Below are 23,125 nucleotides of genomic sequence, written 5' to 3' on the forward strand. Positions count from 1 at the left end.
AGGTTCCATTGGATTTTGAAGCTCTTTTTTCCTGCGTTGCATCCGGATCGTGTGTCGTCACGCAAATGTCAACGGCGTTGATCATCGGGATGCTGCTGTTCATGGTGGCATCGGGCCTGTCGCTGATTTTTGGCGTGCTTGGTGTGATCAACTTTGCGCATGGCGCCTTTTACATGGCGGGCGCCTATTTTGCCTATGCGGCGTACCAGCTCACGGCGAGTTTTCTGGTCGCTTTCCTTGCCGGGGCCATTGGCGTGGGCATCATCGGTGTGCTGTTCGAGCGCTTTATCATGAGCCGGGTGTATGGCAAGGATGTGTTGATGCAGTTGCTGGTCTGTTACGCGACGATCCTGATCTTCGATGATCTGGTGAAGATCATTGCAGGACCGGAGTACAAGATGATGGGGTTGCCAGAGGTATTTGCCTTACCGCCATTCGAGTTCGCCGGCGGCTTCATTCCGCCGTATTACGTGTTCATGATTGCCGTCAGTTTCAGCATTGGTGCCTGTCTCTGGTTCGTCATCGAAAAAACCAGGCTAGGCAAGATCGTCAGGGCTCTCGCCGTCAATCCGCAAATGGTCGGCGCTCTTGGTGTCAATACGACGCTGCTGTACGCAGCCGTGTTCGGATTTGGCAGCCTGCTTGCCGGTGTTGCCGGCGCGCTTGCTGCGCCGACCCGGACGCTGACGCCCGGCATGGGCCTGTCGATCCTGATCGAAAGCTTCATCGTCACGGTCATCGGCGGCATGGGTTCCATTACCGGTGCGCTGGTGGCGGCGCTGCTGATCGGATTCATCCGTGCATTCGGGGCGATCGGCTTTCCGCTCTTCGTCGACGGGATCATGTTCGGCCTGATGGCGCTGGTGCTGATCATCAAGCCAACCGGCTTGTTTGGACGAAAGCCGGTGCAGTGATGCAAGCAGGACTGCGCCGCGATATCCTCGTCGTTTTCATGATGCTCGGAATTCTCATTGCATTGCCATTCGTCTTTACGAAACCGGCCCTGCGTGATTTTTTGGTGTACGTCATGGCCTATGGGCTGCTGGCCATGTCGCTTAACCTTCTGGTTGGGCTGACAGGGCTGGTGTCATTCGGACATGCCGCTTTCTTTGCTTCCGGTGCCTACCTGTTCGGACTGTTGATGCAGTCCGGACGGTTTTCGATTCCGCTGGCAATGCTCGTGACGGTGCTTGGCACAGCGGTACTGTCGCTGGTCATTGGTGCCATCTGCGTGCGGCTGAAGGAACTCTATTTTTCGTTCATCACGCTCGCGTTCCAGATGTTCATCCACTCGGTCATTCTGACCTGGGTCAGCCTGACTGGGGGTGACCAAGGCTTGCGCGGGGGCATACCGCGCCCACCGTTTTTGGGTATTGATCTGGAGGACAGCACCTCGTTGTACCTGTTCTGCGTGGTTGTGTTCGTCGTTTGTGTTGCCGTGATGCGGCAGATCTGGCAGTCGCCATTCGGCTACACGCTGCGCCTGATCCGCGACAACCCGAACCGCGCTGTTTTTCTGGGCGTCAACGTTGTACGCATGAAGCTCGGCATCTTCGTTCTGGCGGGTGCCATGGCCAGTATGGGAGGCGTGCTGCTGGCGTTGTTCGTCTCCGGCGCTTATCCGGACTTCGCTTTCTGGACCACGTCGGGCGAGGCAATTTTCATGATCATGCTGGGTGGCACGCAGCTGTTCTTCGGGCCGATCGTCGGTGCGGTGCTGCTGCGCCTGCTGGAACATTTCGCGACCATTTACACGGGACACAGCGGTCTGGTTCTTGGTATCGTTATTCTGATCATCGTCCTCGGACTTCGCCAAGGTATCGGCGATTATGTGGTCGATTGGCTGCGACGTCGCAAGGACGGCAGGCCGGAATTGTCCGGCAAGCCTGACGCTACGCCAGCCGAAACAAGTACCGAAACGAGGGCAGGCTGATGCTCTCCATTCAACATCTCGACAAGACCTTCGGCGGTGTCCATGCGACGCGCGACGTCTCCATCGATTTCCCGGACGGCTCGCTGACCGCGATCATCGGCCCCAACGGTGCCGGCAAGACGACCTTCTTCAATCTGATTTCGGGCACCTACCGGCCTGATTCCGGCAAGGTGATGTTCGACGGCCAGGACCTCGTCGGCAAGTCCTGCGTCGAAGTGGTTCGGCACGGCATGGCACGCGCCTTCCAGGTCGCAGCCCTGTTTCCTAGCCTGACGGTCACAGAAGCCTTGACTGCAGCCGTCATCTCCCGCCAGCGGCAATCGTGGAAGCTGCTCAGGCGTTTTCCGCTGGCCGAGGCAAAGGAGTCGGTCGAGGAAATCATCGAGTTGCTCGGGTTGCAGATACAGGCCGGCACGCTGTCGCGCAACCTGTCCCACGGGGACCAGAAGCTACTCGACATTGGCCTGTCGCTGGCAATGAAACCGACCGTGCTGTTGCTCGACGAGCCGACAGCCGGGATGGGGCCCGACGAACGCTGGCGCATGATCGGCAAGGTACAGGATCTGTGGCGGGCAAAAAAAATGACCGTCCTATTTATTGAACATGACATGGATATTGTTTTCAAGATCGCGCAAAAGATCTACGTATTGAAGTACGGAGCGGTGCTCGCTCAGGGAACCGCCGAAGAGATCCGGCAGAACCAGGACGTCATCGATGCCTATCTCGGAAGTGACCATCGCCTTGCCCAGGCAGCAGGAGAAAACGGATGACCGACTCGCTGCTTCAAATTCAAGGTGCGGATGTTTTTTATGGCGCGAGCCAGATTCTTTTCGATGTCAATCTTGACGTCAAAAAGGGCCAGACCGTCGCGCTGCTCGGTCGCAACGGCGCCGGCAAATCAACGACCTTCAAGATGATTGCCGGTATTGCGCCGCCCTGTCGGGGCAAGGTTCTTTTTGCCGGTGCGATCGTCTCGGGCCGACTGCCTTTTCGGATCGCCCGCGCAGGGATCGGTTTCGTTCCGGAGGACCGGCAAGTGTTCCCGGACCACACGGTTGACGACAATCTGATCGTCGGTGCGAAGAAGGGCGCGCAGGGAAAAGACTACTGGAACCGGGATCGCATCTACGAGGTCTTCCCGCTGCTAGCCAAGATGAAAAGTCGCAATGCGGGCTACCTCTCTGGCGGAGAGCAACAAATGCTGACCATTGCCCGTACGCTCATGGGAAACCCTGAGCTGATTCTTCTGGATGAACCCAGCGAGGGCCTTGCTCCAATCATCGTGCAAGCCATCGGTGAGCTGATCAGGACCCTGCGCGACATGGGCGTCACGATTCTACTGGCCGAGCAGAACATGCATTTTTGTCTGGGCGTAGCGACCCACGCAACGGTCATCGACAAGGGACAGATCGTCTACAGCGCGACGATCGACGAACTGCGCAATAACGATGCAATAAAGCAGCGCTATCTCGCCGTCTAGCAGGGCGGCGTCAAGCCAAGCCACGCCAAGTCTTGCGCGTTGCTGGCGATTTTAATCATGATGACAGGAGACGATAATGGAGCGAGACGAGGGACAAGGCCGCGTTGCGGTCGTGACAGGCGGTGCGGGCGGAATCGGCAAGGCGACGGCGCAGGTGCTTGCCGATCGTGGCTGGCGCGTTGTGATTTCTGATCTTGACGCGCAGGCCTGCCAGGACACCGCAACGTTGATCGGCGGCCAGTCAGAGCCGTTCGACGTCACCGACGAAGTCGCGACTCGAGCGGCATTTGCGTTAATCGAAACCAAGGTCGGGCCGATTGAGGCCCTCTTCGCAAACGCCGGCCTGATCCAGGCGGGCAGTCGGCCCGAGGATTCATCGCTGGCCGAGTTCGACAGGATCATGTCGGTCAACCTGCGCGGGGTGTATGTGTCGTGCGTCTGTGCTGGCGCGTTAATGGTCAAGCGTGGTCGTGGCGGCATCGTGATCACCGGTTCGGTCACTGCTTCACGTACGGCTCCACTGCATGCCTATGCGCCATCCAAGGCCGCGGTAGTGCACATGGCAGCATGTCTCGCTGCGGAATGGGGCAGGGCAGGCGTGCGGGTCAATGCCGTCTCGCCTGGCTATGTCGCAACGCCTCCCATCCTTGCCAACATCAAGAGCGGCAAGCGCGACCTCCGGCTACTCGTTGGCGGTTCGGCGCTGGGCCGACTGGTCGAATCCGAAGAAGTCGGACGGACGGTGGCGTTTCTGCTATCCGATGATGCGTCTGCCATTACCGGCATCAACCTGCCAGTCGATGCAGGATGGCTCGCTGGCTCCCATTTGACGACCTATGGCGGAGTACGCGAGGCGCAAGGCGCATAGTGTTTCGTCAGGTGGGGTCGAAGAAGCAACTGGTCTCGCTCCTCCTTGAGGGCCGAGACCATAATTGGTTTAACTTCACGTTGCACTCGTGTTTTTTCTAATTCTATTTTTATGTGTTGACCGAGAAATTGGCATGGTGTGAGCATCGTCGCATCAAATCAGGCTCTGATTTATATCAGGCAGTTTCAGTCAAACTAATCCAAGCTGCACTTTCCAATAATGGCGGTCGCTTACATCTCTTCACAGCGGATACAAGTTGACGGGTCTAAAAATGGGTTCATGTCGTTATGCTGGACGCTCCTTAACCCGCAACGCAGGAGCACACCATGGAAACCACCCAAGCAACCACACGCATCCACCCACTGCTGGCAGGCGCTGCCGCCTCGGTGACTCTTGTCAGCCTGCTCGGCGTTGCAGCTCTCAGCGGCATGCTGCCGAACTCGAACAGTTCTGCCTCTCCCTTGGCACAAGCGGCACCAGCACCGGTGCTGGTCCAGACACCGGCAGGCCTGCAATACATGCAACCCGTATCAGCACCGATGGCCGCTGCCTATCAGGTCGAACCGGTTGCGCCGCCAGCCACAAAACCTGCCGCGACGATTCGTCGTACCTCGTCGCACCAATCCACCTATGCCCAGAACAGCAATAACTACCGCAACGACAATCGCCAGCCGACATACCAGCAGCCGGTACAGGCCGCAAACAGCCCTATTGGCATTGCCACCGGCGCTGTCGTCGGTGGCCTGATCGGTAATCAGGTAGGTGGCGGCCGCGGCCGCACACTGGCGACAGTGGCCGGAGCCGTCGGCGGCGGCTTTCTCGGCAACATGGCTGGCCAGAAATACGGGTATTGATTAGTCGGGACGGGCAAGTCCGCACTGGATTGAGTTTTTATTGGTTTTAGCATGACGACCCCGGTCATCGGTCCACAGGTAGGCGCAGGTCGTGGCGATCCATGCGTGTTGTGCGTTGTCGCGCACAGTCGACAAGGGCACGCCATCATCGATCTGGTGCTCAGTGAGGTGTACTGTAACCAATGTGTCGACGCCTTGGTCAGTGCGGAGGCCACATCGCCGAGCCTGTGCGGCAGCCGCTTCCCGAGCCGATCTAAACATGGTTTTGATGGCACGGTAGATCATGCTGTCGGACAGCCGCTGGTCGTTTTCCCTGGACCCGGCCAGCAACGGCTTTTATTGTCCGACTTCGACTGAATCGTTGATACGATCAAGCTCGGTGTGGCAAATGCACATACGCTCTTTGCAAATAACCCGACTTATTCTGTGTCTGCATTTTTGGCTGGACTGAATTCAGATTCGATCAGCTTTGATTGGGGACTTCCATTTTTCTATGGCCGTTCGGTCTACACGGCCATCGAAAGTAAAGGTGTTTCTGGCTCAGTTGGTCCATTCGTCGCTTATTAAGCACTTTGAAATATCACCTGACCGGTTGCCAATTTGTGCGCTCGCCCCTATTGCGTATTTATGCCGATGTCCGCACCACCTACCAAAAACCGACACGCAGTTCCAGTATTGAAGCTACTGGTGGTGCAGTCAACCAGCGGCATCTCGATGCAGCAAGCATCAGCGGTAGCTTTGCTGAGAGTGAGCGTCCGCAGTGGTACCGCTCTTGTTCGATTTGGTTGCGTCGCCAGGCTTTGCACGATGAATCGGTTGGCGTTCGGCTCCACGCCTCGAAGTGGGCGACATCTTTTCCTTGTTGTCCATCTCGACAGGATTCGAAGGATGTGGTGCCGGTTGATTTTTCGCCGCTGGAGGCCTTGGTCGATCGGGTGCAGGCTGTGCGTCGAAAAGTTGTGGCGGCGTGGCTGGCTTGCCTGATCTGGACACTGGGAGAGGATTTGGCGAAGACTGAGGCTGGACCATCGAGACAGGTCTCGTATTACCGTGTTCGTGTAAGGCTTCATTATCCGGTGTCATCGGATGGGGAAGGGCAGCAACTGGAGGGGCTGCTTTATTGAGCACGACAGGTGGAACGGATGCTGCTGGATGCTCTTGAGTTGTTGGGTGTTGATGGACCTGTGTCATTTCTGCATGAACCATTTGTGGTGGTGGCAACGCAGCCTGGGGCCGTCCTGCAACATACGACGGAATTGCCTGTGCAGAGATTGGCTCGGGAGCCGCAGCCCTGACCACCGGCGGCAGCGATGCGGCCAGATGTGCCTGTGCAGGGACGGAAGAGTTCACCGCTTGTCCGCTTGCTGTGGCACTTGCCGGCGCGACGATGGTGACGTTGGTGACGTTGGTCACGTTTCTAATGTTCGTCACATTCTTCGTGACATTGTTATTGGTGATGGCATTGTTGGTGACCGAATTATTGTTGTAAGTGTTGTTGCTATTGTTGTTGACGTGAATTCGCATCCCTTCATTCACCACTGGCGGGGCGCTGACGACGACCGCAGGTGCGGTGCCGATCGGTGCCGGAATAATCAAACCCAAACGCGACCCCGGTGGTGCCGGCACAAACACGCCTTCTGGCCCGACAGGTCGAATACCGACCGCCACACCCACGGTTACTTGAGCAACAGCGATGTTGATATTGGGTGCCGGTGGGACGAATGACACGCCTGGTGCGGCCCAAAATCCATTCACGAACACCACCGAGCCGCCACGGTTTTCATAATAGGGATTTACCCATCCGTAACCCGGTTGTGGCGGCGCGGCCCAGCGACCGTGTGCCCACACCCAGTTGCCCTGCCAGACCCAGTAGCCTCCCGTCCAGATCGCATCTGGATAGGGCCGATAGGGCACTGTTTCCACCAGCATTGGTGGTGGTGCCCATTGCACGCGAATCGGGGGCGGCTGATAAATCGGCGGTTCGACATAGACGCTCACGACCGGTTGTGGTGCCGGTGCCAGATAGACTGCCTCTGTGGTTGGACGTACATAGACTTGGGGTGGATAAACTGGCGTCGCTGCGCAGCCAGTCAGCAACATAGCGATGACGAATGAAGGTTTTTTCACGGATTGTCCTTTGTGGAAATGTGAACGCTGTGTTCGTTGGATTCGTTTTGTCCAACGTTTGGCAGGACGCACTTACATACCAACCACCTGTCAATATTGTAAGTAATAGTGACAACCTATCTGTGGTCGCGGCAGGAAAACTTCGACATCGAGCTCAAGCTGGAAGTCGTGCGCATGATCAAAGATCAAGGATTGAGCATTTCCAATGTCAGTAAAACCATGGATGTCGGACCGACCGCGATTCGCCGCTGGGTCGTGCAACACGATTCGCAACTGCTTGGCAAGCCGGGCATCGGCAAGCCGCTGACGTCGGACCAGCAGCGCATTCGTTCACTGGAACGCGAGAACCGGGAATTACGACTCGACGTGTCTATCCTTAAAAAAGCGTCGGCCTTCTTTGCCCGGGAACTGAAATGAGCCACCAGCTCGGGACACAGTTACACAGGGAAGTCGTATCGACTGCGGCCATTGCCAGTCGCAATCTGCCGCCGGGATTGATCGTACATACGGACCGTGGAAGTCGATACGCCAGCATCGAATATCAGGCCTTGCTGAAACGGGTCGGCCTGGTGTGCAGCAGTTGCCGAGCGCTTCTTCCTGAATCTGAGTCTGAAAATGGAATGCGTCTGGCGCACGCGATATGCCAACCAGGAAGAGGCCCGCAAGGACCTTACTGCCTGCATCGTCGACTTTTACAATTGCACGTGTTTGCACTCCCTATTGGGCAGCCTGCCGCCTTCGAACTAAGAATGGCAGAAAAACTTCCATTGAGGTGTCCGAAATAACTTGACCACTACACCAGCGGGTTGCACACCAGATAGTCGTTGTTGTTTAGAACTTCATCAGCGCAATCCGTCGCAGGCAAGGTGAATGCCGCGAAAAATAGATGAGCGATGAGCTTAAGTTCGATCGATTCCATCTACCGGAATGCCAGGACGGGTAATTGATTGAGAGTCGAGACCGAAAAAACATAAGCGGAACGGAAAAAAGCTTACGTTTTACTGCCATCAATAACTGCATACAAATACAGCCACTAACGATCTCAAAAACACTCATTTCCAAGCAGGAAAATTCTGCCTGTGACTCATGCCATGCGCCTCAGGGCGCGATGATCACCACGTGCCGGCAACGCACATTTCGAAATGGCACCAAATGGGTAGCCGCCAAATGTCGTCCTGATATCGAAATGGCATCATCAGATGATGTTGTTAATTTGAAACCTGTGACACATTTTGCGCGCAGTAACTATCGCTATTACTAAATTACTTGGCACTAGTTGTTTGCGCCAGCTAGTTGCTGGCGCAACTGAGTGGATGTTCTCAGCCTGACAGGCTTAACAAAAACTAGAAATCCTGGCACTCATGGAGCGGGTAACGACAATGAAAATGCCTTCTGCCGCATGACTCGGTACAACGCAGAAATCTCCGCCGGCTCACTATTCCCGCTGGAAAGTCGACGCATCGCCACATTGCTCCTTTCAAGCCCTGACCAGGCCACCTGGCATCACGCCATCGAGACCGAAAACATCCTGCAAAAGAAAACGCCTGCAACGGCACGCCGGCAAGCGACCTTGCTACGCCGTCGCTTGGCAACCCTGGACGCGCAAGCCTGGAACATGCTCGCCGACCGCGACAGCGAAGTAGTCATCCAATTGCTGATGGCCGCCGCCGTCAAGCATAGCCACCTGTTAGGCGATTTCATGCTCCGCGTCTACGCAGATCGCCAGCGCCGTTTGGAGCCCGCCCTGGCTCCATCCGATTGGGAAGATTTCCTCGTCGAATGCGCCCACTTTGATCCCGCCGTAGCGGAGTGGTCCGACACCACCAGGGCCAAGCTCTTCCAGGTCATCGTCCGCATTCTTGCCGAAGCCAAATATCTCGAAAGCACGCGCTCGATGAAGCTGACCCCGCGCTCGTTGCATCCCGAAGTGCGGCGCTACCTGCGCGCGCATGACGAATCCTATGCCCTTGACTGTCTGGAGCGCGTGAAATGACCCTCAGCTTTGACGAACGCCTCAACCAAATCCTGCCTAGGGTGACCTCGCGTGACTTCCTGGACAGCAAAGGCTTGGGCAACGAAATCGGATTCTGGATTTTTGACTATCCGCCGGACCGCGAGCTGGACATGCGCAGCTTTCTTAATGGAACCGTTTTGCCCGCGCTGGCAAAGCAGATGCCAGCCTTACGTGCCGACACCATCGACTTGCTCCAGTTAGTGACAGGAATTCTGGAAGGACGAAATCTGCTTGATAAAGCCATGGCGATGCAGCTCACTAAAGGCGACGACAGCACACTGGCCGCGTTACGTTCCGTCCTCAAGGAAGACAAGATTGCGCAAAAAATCGCATCCCAGCATGACATCGCCAATCTCGACTTGTTGATTTTGACCGGTGTCGGTTCCGTCTATCCGATGCTGCGCACGCATACCTTGCTGTCCGCACTGCATCCCATCATGGGCAACACGCCGCTGCTGATGTTCTTCCCCGGCCGCTATGACGGCCATTCGCTTCGCCTGTTCAACACGCTGGCCGAAGACCACTACTACCGTGCTTTCCGCCTGGTGCCAGAAACGACCTAGTAACAAGCAACCAGCAACCAGCACAGACATCCGCAATTTGCCAATCGGGACGAGATAACAATATGAACATCAGCGAACTTTTCCTCAAGCCCATCAACCGTCCCATCAACGGCGTCATCAAAGCCGACCAAATGGACGCCGCCAGTGTCTGGCAAGAGCTGGAAGAGTACGTTGTCACCAAGCAGATCAGCGAATACCTGCGCAAGTTCTTCGACGCTTACCTGGCAGCCATAGATAGTCCGAACGACGCCGTCGTGACCGACCGCATGGGTGTTTGGGTGTCCGGCTTTTTCGGCTCAGGCAAATCGCACTTCATCAAGATTCTGTCCTACCTGCTGGAAAACATCGAAGCGCATAACCCGCAGAACGGTGAGAAGCGCCACGCCGCGCAATTCTTCGACCATCAAAAAATCAAAGACGCCATGTTGCTGGCGGATATACAGCGCGCAGTGCAGGGCACCGCCGATGTCATCCTGTTCAATATCGATGCCAAAGCCGACAGCAAGACCGACCGCGATGCCATCCTGCAGGTGTTCTTGCGTGTCTTTAATGAAAAGCTGGGCTACTCCGGTGACGCACCCCACATCGCCGACATGGAGCGTCACTTGGTCGCCAAGGGCGCATTCGATGCCTTCAAGTTAGCCTTCGCCGCATCCAATGGCAGCACCTGGGAAAAGGAGCGAGACGCCGTTGACTTCCTGCGCGATGACGTCGTCGCAGCATTGGCACCCGCCCTCAAGATGACCCCCGAGTCAGCCGGCCTCTGGTTTGACAAAGCGCGTGACGATTACCGCATCAATATCGAAAGCTTTGCCAAGGTGGTCAAAGACTACCTGGCAACGCGTCCGGCAAATCACAAAGTCATCTTTCTGGTCGACGAGGTCGGCCAGTTCATTGGCGCGAACTCGCAGCTCATGCTCAGCCTGCAGACCATCACCGAGCAGCTGGGTACCCAATGCAAGGGACGCGCCTGGGTCATCGTCACCAGTCAAGCCGATATCGACGCCGCCATTGGCGACGCCAATCTGGCAAAGAGCCAGGACTTTTCCAAAATTCAAGGGCGTTTTCACACGCGGCTTTCGCTGGCCAGCAGCAATACCGACGAAGTCATCAGTGAACGCCTGCTGACCAAAACAGAACCCGCCCACGTTTTGCTGCGCGATGCCTTTGCCAGCAAAAGCGACGTGATCAATAACCAGCTAAGTTTTGTGGGCAATTCCGTCAGCCTGCGTGGCTACAAGGATGCGGCCGAGTTTGTCGCCACCTATCCGTTTGCGCCATACCAGTTCACGCTACTGCAAAAGATTTTCGAATCCATCCGCAAGGTGGGCGCCACCGGCAAACACCTTTCGCAGGGTGAACGCTCCTTGCTGGATGCATTTCAAGCCGCTGCAGTCAGCAATGCCAGCAAGGGCATGGATGTGCTGGTGCCCCTATACGACTTTTATTCCTCTATCGAGAGTTTCATCGACGGCGCGGCAAAGCGCTCCATTGACCAGGCCCCAGAGAATCCGGGCTTGCAGGCCTATGACAGCCAGCTGCTCAAAGCGATGTTCCTGATCCGCTACATCCCGGACATCGTCAAGCCCACTATCGATAATCTGGCAACCCTGTGCATCGACCAGATTGACGCCGACAAGCTCGCCTTGAAGCGCAAGATTCAGGAAAGCCTGGCGCGACTGGAGCAGCAGCGCCTGGTCAGCCGCAACGGCGACCTCTGGTTCTTCCTGACCAACGAAGAGCGCGATGTCGCCCGAGAAATTGGTCACGTCGATGTCTCGGCCTCCGAAAAATCCCGCGTCCTGGCAGAGCTGATTTATGACGACATCCTGAGTGCCCAAACCAAGGTGCGCCACCGTGACACCAAGGCCGACTACGAATTCAACCGCCTGCTGGATGGAGCGCCGTGGCGTCAAGCGAACAACGCCCTCAACTTTGAATTGCTTACTCCTTTGGGCGATGAATACGAGCGCCTGCAACCGGCCCGCTGCATTTTGCGCAGCAGCGAGGGTAACGGACGCGCCATCATCCGCCTGGACGAAGGCGAGCGGCTGGACATCGAACTGGCGCTCTACCTGCAAATAGAAAAATACATCGTCAGCCCCAAGGCAGACCAGGCCACGCCATCGCTCAAACGCATCCTCGCCGACCGCAAAGACGAAAACCGTGAACGCCGTACCCGCCTGATGCACCAGCTCTCGGAGCTCATCAGCGCGGGCGATTTCTACGCATTAGGTCAGCCCGTTCAAATCAAATCAGCCAGCCCGGAAAAGGTACTCGATGAGCTGCTGAACTACCTCATCACCAACACCTACAGCAAGCTGCCGTACCTGAAAATTCGCCAGCCCGACCCCATTGCCGAAATCAAGGCAGTGCTAGCCTCGGACGACCTCGGCCAGCATGCCTTGGGATTGAATGGCGAAGCAGGCAATGCGCTCGCCATCAAAGAAATGCGGGATTATCTGCAGCTCGCAGCAAGCCAAAAAAAGGTGATGCTCTCCGACGTGGTGGAACGCTTTGCCGGAATTCCCTGGGGCTGGAAGCCCGAGTGGGAAACGGTATTGCTGATCGCCCGCCTGTTCATGGCAGGCGAAATCAAACTCATGTTCGAAGGCTCGGACCTCGACCCGAATTCCGCCGCAGACCCGCTCACGAAATCTGCCCGCTTCAAGCAGGTATCCATCCTCAAGCGCAAGACCGCCGATGCCACCGCCATCAAGCGTGCCCGTGACTTGTACAAAGACCTGTTCCAAAAGATGGGCCGTGAAGAAGAAGACGGCCTGGTCGCCGACTTCCGTGCGCGGATGACGGAGTGGCAAGCCGATCTCAAAAGCTACGTCCTCACCGCCGCCACACCACATCACCCCGGCAAGTCTGACATCGACTCAGCGCTCACCCGCATTGCCCAGAAACTGAGTACGCGCGACAGCTTTGCATTCATCGAAGCGCTGTTAACGACCAAGGACGAGTGGCTCGACGTCGCCGACGACATTCACGATCTGGTCAACTTCTACAAGACCCAGATTACCGCCTGGCGCAAATTACTGGACGGGCTGAGCGCCTTCGCAGACAACCGGGAAGCCCTGAACAAAGTGCCGCAAGCGGCCGCCGCCTTGGTTGAGCTGGCAAAAATCCGTGACAACCCCAAGCCCTACAGCCAGGTCAACCGCATCGAGCCGTTGATCGCTTCCGTCACCACCATCAACGAGCAACTGGCACAAGAAAAACGCGAACGAGCACTGATATCCATCGATAACAAGTTGGCAGAAGTCCAGGTCAAGCTGGGCACAGTTGCCGCCACCGCCGACCTGAGCAATCAGGCCATGCGCGCGCTACAAGACCTGAAAATCCGCATCGCCAGCCAAACCAGTATTGCGCAGATTATGTTGTTACAAGCGGCCGGTGCAGATGCGATGGATGACTCCATCGATCTCATTGAAGCACTGGTAAGCAAGATCCCGCAGCCCGTTGTAGTGCCGACCGACGGCACAAAGCCACTGCCAACCATTCAGCCCAACGCCCCCACGCCTGCGCCTAAGACCACCCAGGTCATCCGCGCCGCGGACCTTTCCAGCAAGACCTATCTTGAAACAGAAGCTGACGTGGACGCTTTCTTATCCAAATTGAAGCAGGCGCTGTTAGCCGCCGTTCGCGCTGGACAGATCGCCCGGATTCAATAAACAGCAGTCGCCTTCATTCGCATTGAATAAGAAAAAATAAATTTCCATGAACAAAGCAAATCTCAAGTCCTACGCCCCGCAAGCCCGCAAAGACTTCATTGCCGCCGTCACCGCCCGCGCCAATCTGCTGGGCTTGTCGGACAAGGACGGCACGCTGCAAGTGGCCGCTGCCCAAACTCAAGGCGACGTCACCCTCATCGCCGGTCAGGCCTGGTCCGCCAAGGTCGATGCACAACGCAATCAACTCATTACCCGCATCCGGCGAGACGGCTTCGCCCACACCATGGAAGCGGTGGCCTACACCTGGTTCAATCGTTTTGCGGCACTGCGGTATATGGAACTGCACGACTACCTGGGCCATGGGCACCGCGCGCTGTCCAGCACTGCGGGTGGACTGCCAGACATCCTGGCCTATGCCGCTGAACTAGCCCAAGCTGGCAGTTTGCCGGGTTTAAGGACACCGCTAGTGCTGGAGATGAAGCTGGCTGGTAACCGTGATGGCGAGCTTTACCGCGCATTATTAGTAGCGCAATGCAATGCACTCAGCAACGCCATGCCCTTTCTGTTCGAGCGCATTGACGACGACTCCGAGCTGCTGCTGCCCGACAACCTGCTGCGCAGCGACTCCGTCATCGCCAAGCTGGTCGAAGCCATCCCGGAAGAAGACTGGGAAGAGGTCGAAATCATCGGCTGGCTGTACCAGTTCTATATCAGCGAGAAGAAGGACCAGGTCATTGGCAAGGTCGTCAAAAGCGAAGACATCCCCGCCGCCACCCAGCTCTTCACGCCCAACTGGATCGTGCAATACCTGGTGCAAAACAGCGTGGGCCGTCTGTGGCTCATGGCCAATCCGCAAAGCACCTTGGCCCAGGAGTGGCCTTACTACATCACCCCCGCCGAGCAAACGCCCGAAGTGCAAGCCCAGCTTGATGCCCTCATCCAGACCCGCGTGCGGGAGGATGGCGACACCCTCAACCCCGAAGCCATCACCGTGCTGGACCCGGCCTGTGGTAGCGGCCACATTCTGGTGGTGGCCTATGACGTGCTTAAGGCCATCTACCTGGAGCGTGGATACCAGCCCAGAGCCATCCCGCGCCTGATACTGGAAAAGAATCTCTACGGTCTGGATATTGACGACCGCGCTGCCCAGATGGCCGGTTTTGCCCTGTTGATGAAAGCCCGTGCCGACGACCGCCGCCTGTTCACCGCTATGGACGATGCTGGCAACTTGCAGCCGCCCAAGCTCAACGTGCTGAGCCTGCAGGAGAGTAAGGGCTTGAACGTGGACGAACTTGCCACCCACTTGGCTCCGTTCAAGGTGCAGCGCGCCACCATCACCGCGTTGGTGGAAACCTTTGAGCATGCCAAAACCTTTGGCTCGCTGATCCAGATTCCCTATGCGCTCAAGACGTATCTTCCGGTAATGCCGCAGGTGCTGGCCTTGGTGAAGCAGGGTGGGGATATGTATGCCACTGCGGCTGCGGATGATTTGCTGCCCCTGGTGCAGCAGGCGCGGGTACTGGCGATGCAGTTTGATGCGGTGGTGGCTAATCCGCCGTATATGGGCGGCAAAGGGATGAATATCGAAATTCGAGATTTTGCGCAAACAAATTTTCCTGATAGTAAATCTGACTTATTCTCAGTTTTTATTGAAAGATGTCAACTTTTTGGGAAAGCTTCATCAAATAATGGATTCGTCACTCCATATGTTTGGATGTTTATTTCGTCATATGAAAATATAAGACGTCAGCTAGTTGAGAATTCTACTATTCAGACACTGATTCAACTTGAATATAACGCTTTTGAACCTGCTTGTGTTCCAGTTTGTGCGTTCGTAACTGGAAGGTCGCATGTGAATGAATACACGGGGAGTTATATAAAGCTTTCTGACTTCAAAGGTCATGAAAATCAAGCTCCGCGAACACTTGAAGCAATAAATAATAGAAATTGTGGTTGGTTTTATATATCTAAGCCAGACGATTTTAAAAAAATACCGGGATCCCCAATTGCTTACTGGGCAAGCAAAAAAATTGTAAATATTTTTGAGACAGAACCAACGCTAGAAAGTGTCTGCTACGCAGGATTTGGAATAAAAACAGGCAATAACGTTGAATTCATGCGCGAGTGGAGTGAAGTAAGCATAGAAAACGTTGCATTACCATTTGGCAGTGATGTTGATAGGACCAAAAAATGGTATCCATGTGCATCTGGAGGGAGTTTTCGAAAATGGTATGGAAATCAAAATTTAATTGTTAACTATGGAAATAATGGGGCGGACATAGAGGCTTATGCTAAAACCAATGGTAATTCTTTCGGATTTAATGCGCGAAAGTATTATTTCAAAAAGTCAATAACATGGCCTAAGCTGACTTCTTCGGCTAACTCTTTTCGAGAAACACCTTCTGGGCATATTTTTGATGGCGTCGGACTGTCAGCATTTTTTCGGACGAACGAACACCATTTGATAGCACTTGCTGCATTGAATACTAATCTGTATAGAAAAATAATTAGTTTGGTGGCTCCAACAATAAGTTTTACAAGCGGCGATTTTCTAAAGCTTCCATTTCCTTCTAAAGTTGTTTTGGATTCTGAACTGATTTCGGGTTTAACGAAAGTATCGAAGGAAGATTGGGATAGTTACGAAGGCTCTTGGAATTTTCATTCATTGCCATTAATTAATAGTTCCAATAGTATTGAAAGCCTTGAGAAAAGTTGGCTGAATTGGTACACCTCAAAAAAAGCAACGATTAATAAGGCGATTGAACTTGAAGAAAGCATTAACCAACTCTTTATAAATACCTACGGGCTTCAGGATGAACTCTCTTCTGAAGTCCCTGAAGATCAAATTACTCTGGCCCGCGCCGACCGTGAAAAAGATTGCCAGCGCCTGATCTCCTACGCCATCGGTTGCATGATGGGCCGTTACAGTCTCGACGAGCCCGGCCTGATCTATGCCCATGCGGACAACTTCGGCTACGACCCTGGCCGCTACGTCACCTTCCCCGCAGATGCCGACGGCATCGTCCCCATCACCGACGAACTCTGGTTTGCTGACGACGCCTGCAGCCGCATCCGCGAATTCCTGCGCGTCGTCTGGGGGCTAGACACCCTGGAAGAAAACATGGCCTGGCTGGCCGAGAGCCTGGGCACTAAAGCTTCTGAAACCTCAGACGAGACCATTCGTCGATACATCGCTGACAAGTTCTTCAAAGACCACCTGCAAACCTACAAAAAGCGCCCCATCTATTGGCTCTTCAGCAGCGGCAAGCAAGGCGCTTTTCAGGCCTTGGTCTATCTGCACCGCTACCACGAAGGCACGCTCGCCCGCCTGCGCGCCGAATACGTCGTGCCCCTCACCGGCAAAATCCAAAGTCGTATCGAGATGCTGCAAAAAGATGCCGCAGGCACCAGCAGCACCGCCGCCCGCAACAAGCTGGCCAAGGAAGTCGAAAAGCTCAAGAAAAAACACGTGGAACTGCTGGCCTACGACGAGCAACTACGCCACTACGCCGACATGCGCATTACTCTGGATCTCGACGATGGTGTGAAAGTCAACTATGGCAAGTTTGGCGATTTGTTGTCAGAGGTGAAGGCGGTCACAGGTGGAGCGGGGGATGAGTAGTAAGACCCCACCGCCGGAATTCAACCTCTTCGACCTTGGCATGGCCTATCGCAAGGCCAAGGTGGATCTCTATTATTCAACCAATTCTCAGCCTAATGAGATTGCCAAATATGAAGACGACCTGGAAGCGAATTTGCAGGCTCTGCTGACGAAGTTAAATGGCGCTGATGAGGACTGGGTCAAAGCAAAAGACTTTATTGGGGATTGGACATTGGTGCCCAAATCACTGAAGGCACCGGAGTTGGGTAACGATGTCAAAAATGGCGTGCTCTTCTCCTCACCTGCCGATGAGTGGAAACATCTTTGTAAATTAGGCGAAGGTAAAAAACCAAAAGCTGTATTCCGTCTGATGGCGCAAGCCAGTTTGGACTTTCATGTTCTGTCCACTTTGTGGGTATTGAGGGTTGGTCACCAGTACGATATACAACTGACGGATTGCGCATATGGTAATCGTTTGCGCAGAGGCCTTGATAAAGAAATCAACCCGTTGTCGTTAGGCACGTTTTCACCGTACTTGAAACCGTTTCGAGACTGGCGTGACAACGGAATCGGTGCGATGCGCACGGCGCTAGAAGCAGGCAAGAAAATTGTTGCCCTCACAGCCGATGTGACCGGTTTTTACCATGAGCTCAATCCTGCTTTTATGCTGGAAGATAGCTTTAATGAATTGTTTCAACTTGATTTGTCTTTGGATGAGCAGAAACTTCATAGGCTGTTCATAAGCGCACTGCAAGCTTGGGCTGAAACTACACCCCTAAAAAGGGGGCTGCCAGTTGGGTTGCCAGCATCAGCCGTAGTTGCCAATATCGCCTTGATCGAGCTGGATCAATTGATACAGCGGCAAGTTGTGCCGCTGTATTACGGTCGATACGTTGATGACCTGATATTGGTGATGGAGAATGGATCTAACATTCAATCGACTGAACAGCTTTGGGATTGGCTGTTTGTGCGTTCTGGTAAATTGTTAAATTGGTTGCCTAGCGAAAAAGGCACAACTGTCGAATTCACTCCAAAATATTTACACGGCAGTCAAATACAATTCGCAAATGATAAAAACAAGGTTTTTGTATTGACAGGTGAGACTGGCAAAACATTGGTTGAATCCATCGCCCGTCAGATCCACGAACGTGCCAGCGAATGGCGTGCGTTGCCTAATTTGCCCCGTTCTGCCGGCCATGTGGCCACCGATCTAGTTGCTGCAACCCAAAGCGATGGTCAGATCGCGGACAATCTGCGCAAAGCCGACTTGCTTTCCATGCGCCGTGCTGGCTTTGCCATCAAACTCCGTGATTTTGAAGCGTATGAGCGTGACCTGCATCCCGACGCTTGGAAGGATCATCGCCGTGCGTTTTTCAGAGCCGTCATCCAGCATGTGTTGGTCTTGCCACATTTCTTTGATTTGTCGATTTACATCCCAAGGGTAGTGAAAATTGCGACTGCCTGTGAAGATTTCGAAGATCTTCGAAAAATAATGGATGGTCTTTCTCAGATCTGCAAGACGGTGGGTGACCAATGTAAAGTTTCCATAAAGCCGAGCCCAGGGCGGAATTCACCGAGTGAATCTGAAATTCTTAGTCGTTGGAAATTGCAGGTTTTTAAGGCTGTGAATGAAAGCATCGTGGCAGCCTTTCCACCGCGACTTTCAAAGGTCGGTAAGCGGGCTTGGGAAACACATTTTTCCAAATCTGATTTCGAGATTGGCAAGATGCCAATCAAGAACATCCAGGCCAAGCAAGCGTGGTTGTTTTCCCATGATCTCGCGCACATGCCTTTCCGGTTCATTGGTTTGCCTATAGAAATGATCGCGCAGCGCGGTATCCCTGCAAAAAAGACGATCATCTATCTGGACGGCGCAATTGATTTACTGTCCGACTCTGTGACTGATGGAATTGCGGCACTGGCGAGATGGATAAAGTGCACAAGGTTGGAAGCACTGCCAATCGGACTGCTTTTCGCAACACGTCCGTCAAGTGTGGCCGAACTATTCATACTGGATCGCAATCCATTTTCGGTTGCCAGTGAAAAGGCGATGCGAGACATTGTGCTTGCAACACGCGGGTTCACCTTGAGTGAAAAAATGCCGCGCCTTGACCGCAAAGACGTATTGCAAATCCCGGATGGGGAGCCGCAACACAAAACCATCATTGCAGTTTCTAGTTGGGAGACGCGATACAAAAGTTGGGTTGCCGCTGTAACTGGCAACACTGATCCTGACTTTGACCGATATGCGCGTTTAAATAGGTTGGTGAAACATCTGATCTCTCAGCCCAACGGAGCCAAATACTTCATTCTTCCGGAATTGGCGCTGCCAGCACACTGGTTCATGCGCTTGGCTCTCAAGCTCCAAGGGCGGGGCATTTCACTAATTACCGGCATCGAATACCTGCATGCGAGTAAAAGCAGGGTCCGCAATCAAGTTTGGGCGGCTTTGTCGCATGATGGTCTTGGCTTCCCATCAATGTTGGTGTATCGGCAGGATAAGCAGCGGCCCGCATTACATGAATTGCAGGAGATCAAGCGCCTAGCGGGTTTGGAATTGAATCCAGAAAAACCTTGGACCAAACCCCCAGTGATTCAGCATGGCACCTTCCGTTTTGCAATGTTGGTTTGCAGTGAGTTGACCAACATCAGCTATCGCACAGCATTGCGCGGCGAGGTAGACGCACTATTTATTCCGGAATGGAATCAGGACACCGAAACTTTCAATTCACTGGTTGAGTCAGCGGCATTAGATGTGCACGCCTACATTATTCAATGCAATGACCGGCAGTACGGCGACAGTCGTATCCGAGCACCCTACAAAGACACTTGGCGACGCGATATCCTCAAAGTCAAGGGCGGCATTGAAGACTACTGCGTTACCGGTGAAATTGATATTCTGGCGCTTCGGCAGTTTCAATCCAGTCATCGCTCGCCAGACCGACCATTCAAGCCGGTTCCTGATGGCTTTAAGATGGGTTTTGAGAGAAGAGCGTTGCCGATTGATAAGGAAGCGTCCCGATGAGAGTCGGGGACCATGTAGTCCATCGCAGTTTATGGCGAGATTCCGAAATTGGCGAGTTGGTAGAGATTTATGACGATGGCACCTGCAAAGCAGTATTCCCGCGCGGTGTCTATTCTGGGATTTCTCTCGATAATTTGACTTCCGCAGAAGATCTATTTCAGTTGCAAAAGTTAAACCTTGCGAAGGCTGAGATTCTTGGGCTTTTGCAATCGGAGAAGTTCGAGCTTGCGACGCAGATTTACGATGATAAGTATTCGGTCCTATGGGATAGAGCCGATTTTGAGACCACCAAAAAGGAGGCGCTGGAAGCGGCGGAAAGACGTCTGGCTGAAGAGCAAGCTCAAGCATTAATATTTTCTCGAGAAATTATTTTAGAGGCAATTGCTAAGCTCTTGGACGGTGAAAAATATGGCGAAGCTGACGAATATTTTAGAGAGAAATGTGGAGACTGGTGGCCGAAGTCAGAGTTTGAGGCTTTGGTTGCAGAAACTAAGTATCGTCATAAATTTGTAGGCGCTTATTTTTCGGCATCGCTTGGCGAGCTGGACGCGCTGTACCGCGACCGACCGGTAAATATTGATTTTCCAGTTGAGGATTTTATTTCACTGAAATTGCCCAAAGTTCGGAATTGCTTGTCGGCGATCGGAATGGATCTTGATGATGAGCAAGTTCGTGCCAATGCACGTCCGGAAGAAAGGTTACTCATTACTGCAAGGGCAGGTTCAGGCAAGACGCGGACTCTATGCGCGAAAGCCGCCTTGTCGATAGGTGATGAAAAGCTGAATCCTGATCAAGTCATGATTTTGGCTTTTAACAAGGCTGCAGCAGTTACTGTGAAGAAACGATTGCACAAAGAAGGTCAAATTTCCGACTACAGCAATGCCCGAACATTTCACAGCTTGGCCTATCAGTTAGTGAAGCCACATAAAAAATTATTGTTTGATGCTGGCGGTACACCCTCCTCACGTGAACAGAGTCGATTCGCGCAGCGGTTGATGGAGAGGATTCTTAATCCCGCCTTTAAGGAGGCCATGCTTGAGTTCTTTAGACAAGAGTTGGAGCAAATAGAAAGCATCGGCAGAGATTTGTCACCGGCTGAGTATCAGATTTTTCGACGCTCATTGGAATACGTTACGCTCAAAGGTGAGCGGGTCAAGTCGAATGGCGAAAAATTTATTGCGGACTTTTTATTTGAGCACGGAATTGAACATCGATATGAAAAGCCATGGGCATGGAAGGTAGATTTTCTGGATGGGTCGGTTTATAAACCGGACTTTTCCATTGTGGCCAACGGTCGTGATTTCATTCTTGAGCATTGGGCGATTGATCCCGACGATCCGAGAGCCGCAGTGCCAGCGCACTGGGATACATCCACACAGGCATACCGCAACCAAATTGAGGCCAAACGAAGCTTTTGGGAATCCCATCAGATCAATCTTTTGGAAACTCACACAGGGCATTTACGTAACGGCAGGGTAAATTTTGAAGCCAAGTTGCAATCGATTCTGGAAAAGCAGGGTATCAAATGCATACGGTTGAACCCGACTGAAATCATTAGACGTGTCTTTGAGAATGACTTCACGATTTCCAGAATGGCTGAGTTGTTCCTGCAATTCATTCAGCGCTCGAAGAGGCGAGCATGGTCTGTTGATGCTGTTGCCGCACAGCTTGCTATATCGCCTGACATTCAGCCGCGTGCAAGACTCTTCCATCAACTAGCGTTAAGGGCTTATCGAGAATACGAGGCCATGCTGGCCGAAGTACCAGCAATGGACTTCGACGATTTGCTTATGCAGGCCACACAGGAAGTTCGCGTTCGTGGTGCCGCAGCATGTATTCACTTGGGCGAAGGGCGAATGATGCCGCTTGGCCAATTGCGATGGATTTTGCTTGATGAATATCAGGACTTTTCAGAACTGTACTTTCAGATGTTGGACGCGATTTTGAAGGCGAATCCAAGCATCCGTCTAATTGCCGTTGGGGATGACTGGCAAGCCATCAATACATTTGCTGGCGCGGATTTGAGGTTCTTTAATGATTTTGGTAGCTTCTTTCCAAATTCGAATGCTGTGGGTGTTACCACAAACTATCGCAGCGATTCATTGGTAGTCGCTGCAGGAAATCGTCTCATGGCCGGGCGGGGGCAACCTGCCAAAGGTAGTAGGCTGTCCCGCGGACAAATCAAAACCTATTACTTGGGTGACATTTGGCTGGAGTTCCGCGGCGGTGATCAACACCAGGTTGAACGGAACCAGGACCTACTTTTTCTTCCAGAACGTGAAGACAACAGGGGACCATCCCCTTCTATGCTGAGACTTGCTCAGGCACTTAAATTTTGCGCACAACGGTTTCTGGAATTCCCACAAGAAAAGATCATGATTTTGGCCAGGGGCGGCTTTGTCTACGGGGTCGAACTTAGTGAATTCAAAGATCGGCTTGTTGCTGCGTTGTGCAAGCTAAGTGAAGCGACAAAAGCGTTCTTGGAGGAAAAGATCTCCACAATGACTGCACATGGTTCCAAAGGGCAAGAATCTCATACGGTCATTATATTGGACGCGACCCAAAGACAGTTCCCTAAGGTTCATCCAGACAACTTGTTATTTGTCCCGTTTGGAGTGACGCCGCGTGCTGTTCTTGACGAAGAACGCCGTCTGTTTTACGTGGCGATAACCCGGGCTGAGCATAGACTTTTTGTGCTGACCGACAAAGGTGCTGAGTCACCGTATTTGTCTTCGCTTGAAGCTCGCGCACCCGTCGGGCAAGAAGCAAACGGCCGTAGATCGAATGTGCCAGATGAACTTGGTGTGTTCGGGCAAAAAATCAAAAATCAAATTGACGAGTTTGAGGATGCATTTCATGAGTAATCAAAGAATTTCTGACAGTCTGGCATCCTTGTTCATCGTCCATCCGGTAGTGTTTTGGCACGACGTAGAAGGTGAATTTGCCAATGTATTGAACAGCTTGAGCCAAAATCAATTGA

General features: G+C 53.5%; 14 protein-coding genes and 1 pseudogene. 14 read left to right on the forward strand and 1 reads right to left on the reverse strand.

Annotated elements, in window-relative coordinates:
* Positions 1 to 8 precede the first annotated feature (8 nt).
* From QN370_RS03660 to QN370_RS03690, 7 genes are all read left to right on the forward strand, one after another.
* The gene (locus tag QN370_RS03660; protein WP_323581669.1) at positions 9 to 914 is read left to right on the forward strand and encodes a branched-chain amino acid ABC transporter permease; all 906 of its coding nucleotides are present in this window, start codon (positions 9 to 11) and stop codon (positions 912 to 914) included.
* The gene (locus QN370_RS03665; RefSeq protein ID WP_322125818.1) at positions 914 to 1,933 is read left to right on the forward strand and encodes a branched-chain amino acid ABC transporter permease; all 1,020 of its coding nucleotides are present in this window, start codon (positions 914 to 916) and stop codon (positions 1,931 to 1,933) included. Before QN370_RS03660 ends, QN370_RS03665 begins: the two co-directional genes overlap by 1 nt.
* On the forward strand, positions 1,933 to 2,703 hold the full coding sequence (locus QN370_RS03670) for an ABC transporter ATP-binding protein (protein WP_322125819.1): 771 nt from the start codon (positions 1,933 to 1,935) through the stop codon (positions 2,701 to 2,703). The genes QN370_RS03665 and QN370_RS03670 overlap by 1 nt, the downstream gene beginning before the upstream one ends.
* Entirely contained in the window at positions 2,700 to 3,413 is a 714-nt protein-coding gene (locus tag QN370_RS03675) for an ABC transporter ATP-binding protein (RefSeq protein WP_322125820.1), read from the forward strand. Before QN370_RS03670 ends, QN370_RS03675 begins: the two co-directional genes overlap by 4 nt.
* A 76-nt stretch (positions 3,414 to 3,489) precedes the next feature.
* The gene (locus QN370_RS03680; protein WP_322125821.1) at positions 3,490 to 4,281 is read left to right on the forward strand and encodes an SDR family oxidoreductase; all 792 of its coding nucleotides are present in this window, start codon (positions 3,490 to 3,492) and stop codon (positions 4,279 to 4,281) included.
* 326 nt (positions 4,282 to 4,607) lie between these two features.
* The gene (locus QN370_RS03685) at positions 4,608 to 5,135 is read left to right on the forward strand and encodes a glycine zipper 2TM domain-containing protein (RefSeq protein ID WP_322125822.1); all 528 of its coding nucleotides are present in this window, start codon (positions 4,608 to 4,610) and stop codon (positions 5,133 to 5,135) included.
* Between the two features lie 369 nt (positions 5,136 to 5,504).
* Positions 5,505 to 5,702 carry a DUF3443 family protein gene (locus tag QN370_RS03690; protein ID WP_322125872.1) on the forward strand — a complete coding sequence of 66 codons (198 nt, stop codon included), beginning with the start codon at positions 5,505 to 5,507 and terminating at the stop codon, positions 5,700 to 5,702.
* 159 nt (positions 5,703 to 5,861) lie between these two features.
* Here QN370_RS03690 and QN370_RS03695 read toward each other — a convergent pair whose 3' ends face one another.
* Positions 5,862 to 7,262: a hypothetical protein gene (locus tag QN370_RS03695; protein ID WP_322125823.1), complete on the reverse strand. Its 1,401-nt coding sequence runs from the start codon at positions 7,260 to 7,262 to the stop codon at positions 5,862 to 5,864.
* A gap of 105 nt (positions 7,263 to 7,367) precedes the next feature.
* Between QN370_RS03695 and QN370_RS20680 the strand changes: the two are divergent.
* The 7 genes and pseudogenes from QN370_RS20680 (at position 7,368) to QN370_RS03730 (ending at position 23,009) form a co-directional block, all read left to right on the forward strand.
* Positions 7,368 to 8,009: pseudogene (locus QN370_RS20680) on the forward strand (transposase).
* A 652-nt stretch (positions 8,010 to 8,661) separates the two neighbouring features.
* The gene (locus QN370_RS03705; protein ID WP_322125824.1) at positions 8,662 to 9,255 is read left to right on the forward strand and encodes a DUF1819 family protein; all 594 of its coding nucleotides are present in this window, start codon (positions 8,662 to 8,664) and stop codon (positions 9,253 to 9,255) included.
* Positions 9,252 to 9,839, forward strand: a complete 588-nt coding sequence (locus tag QN370_RS03710) for a DUF1788 domain-containing protein (protein ID WP_322125825.1) — start codon at positions 9,252 to 9,254, stop codon at positions 9,837 to 9,839. Before QN370_RS03705 ends, QN370_RS03710 begins: the two co-directional genes overlap by 4 nt.
* A 62-nt stretch (positions 9,840 to 9,901) precedes the next feature.
* Positions 9,902 to 13,519 (forward strand): BREX system P-loop protein BrxC, encoded by a 3,618-nt coding sequence (gene brxC, locus QN370_RS03715; protein ID WP_322125826.1) that lies wholly within the window; start codon positions 9,902 to 9,904, stop codon positions 13,517 to 13,519.
* Between the two features lie 46 nt (positions 13,520 to 13,565).
* Positions 13,566 to 17,141, forward strand: coding sequence for a BREX-1 system adenine-specific DNA-methyltransferase PglX (pglX, locus tag QN370_RS03720; protein WP_322125827.1), 3,576 nt, complete (start codon positions 13,566 to 13,568; stop codon positions 17,139 to 17,141).
* A complete protein-coding gene (locus QN370_RS03725; RefSeq protein ID WP_322125828.1) occupies positions 17,134 to 20,145 on the forward strand; it encodes an RNA-directed DNA polymerase in 3,012 nt (1,003 codons plus the stop codon). The genes pglX and QN370_RS03725 overlap by 8 nt, the downstream gene beginning before the upstream one ends.
* A complete protein-coding gene (locus QN370_RS03730) occupies positions 20,142 to 23,009 on the forward strand; it encodes a UvrD-helicase domain-containing protein (RefSeq protein ID WP_322125829.1) in 2,868 nt (955 codons plus the stop codon). The genes QN370_RS03725 and QN370_RS03730 overlap by 4 nt, the downstream gene beginning before the upstream one ends.
* Positions 23,010 to 23,125 lie beyond the last annotated feature (116 nt).

Origin of the sequence: Actimicrobium sp. CCI2.3, from assembly GCF_035019065.1 — a bacterium.
In the GTDB taxonomy this organism is placed as follows: domain Bacteria; phylum Pseudomonadota; class Gammaproteobacteria; order Burkholderiales; family Burkholderiaceae_D; genus Actimicrobium.

What these genes read in the sequence shown, in the direction of transcription:
- QN370_RS03675 (WP_322125820.1), top strand. Translation starts at nt 2,700, where the DNA reads ATGACCGACTCGCTGCTTCAAATTCAAGGTGCGGATGTTTTTTATGGC.
- pglX (WP_322125827.1), top strand. Translation starts at nt 13,566, where the DNA reads ATGAACAAAGCAAATCTCAAGTCCTACGCCCCGCAAGCCCGCAAAGAC.
- QN370_RS03730 (WP_322125829.1), top strand. Translation starts at nt 20,142, where the DNA reads ATGAGAGTCGGGGACCATGTAGTCCATCGCAGTTTATGGCGAGATTCC.
- QN370_RS03665 (WP_322125818.1), top strand. Translation starts at nt 914, where the DNA reads ATGCAAGCAGGACTGCGCCGCGATATCCTCGTCGTTTTCATGATGCTC.
- QN370_RS03705 (WP_322125824.1), top strand. Translation starts at nt 8,662, where the DNA reads ATGACTCGGTACAACGCAGAAATCTCCGCCGGCTCACTATTCCCGCTG.
- QN370_RS03670 (WP_322125819.1), top strand. Translation starts at nt 1,933, where the DNA reads ATGCTCTCCATTCAACATCTCGACAAGACCTTCGGCGGTGTCCATGCG.
- QN370_RS03725 (WP_322125828.1), top strand. Translation starts at nt 17,134, where the DNA reads ATGAGTAGTAAGACCCCACCGCCGGAATTCAACCTCTTCGACCTTGGC.
- QN370_RS03680 (WP_322125821.1), top strand. Translation starts at nt 3,490, where the DNA reads ATGGAGCGAGACGAGGGACAAGGCCGCGTTGCGGTCGTGACAGGCGGT.
- brxC (WP_322125826.1), top strand. Translation starts at nt 9,902, where the DNA reads ATGAACATCAGCGAACTTTTCCTCAAGCCCATCAACCGTCCCATCAAC.
- QN370_RS03685 (WP_322125822.1), top strand. Translation starts at nt 4,608, where the DNA reads ATGGAAACCACCCAAGCAACCACACGCATCCACCCACTGCTGGCAGGC.
- QN370_RS03710 (WP_322125825.1), top strand. Translation starts at nt 9,252, where the DNA reads ATGACCCTCAGCTTTGACGAACGCCTCAACCAAATCCTGCCTAGGGTG.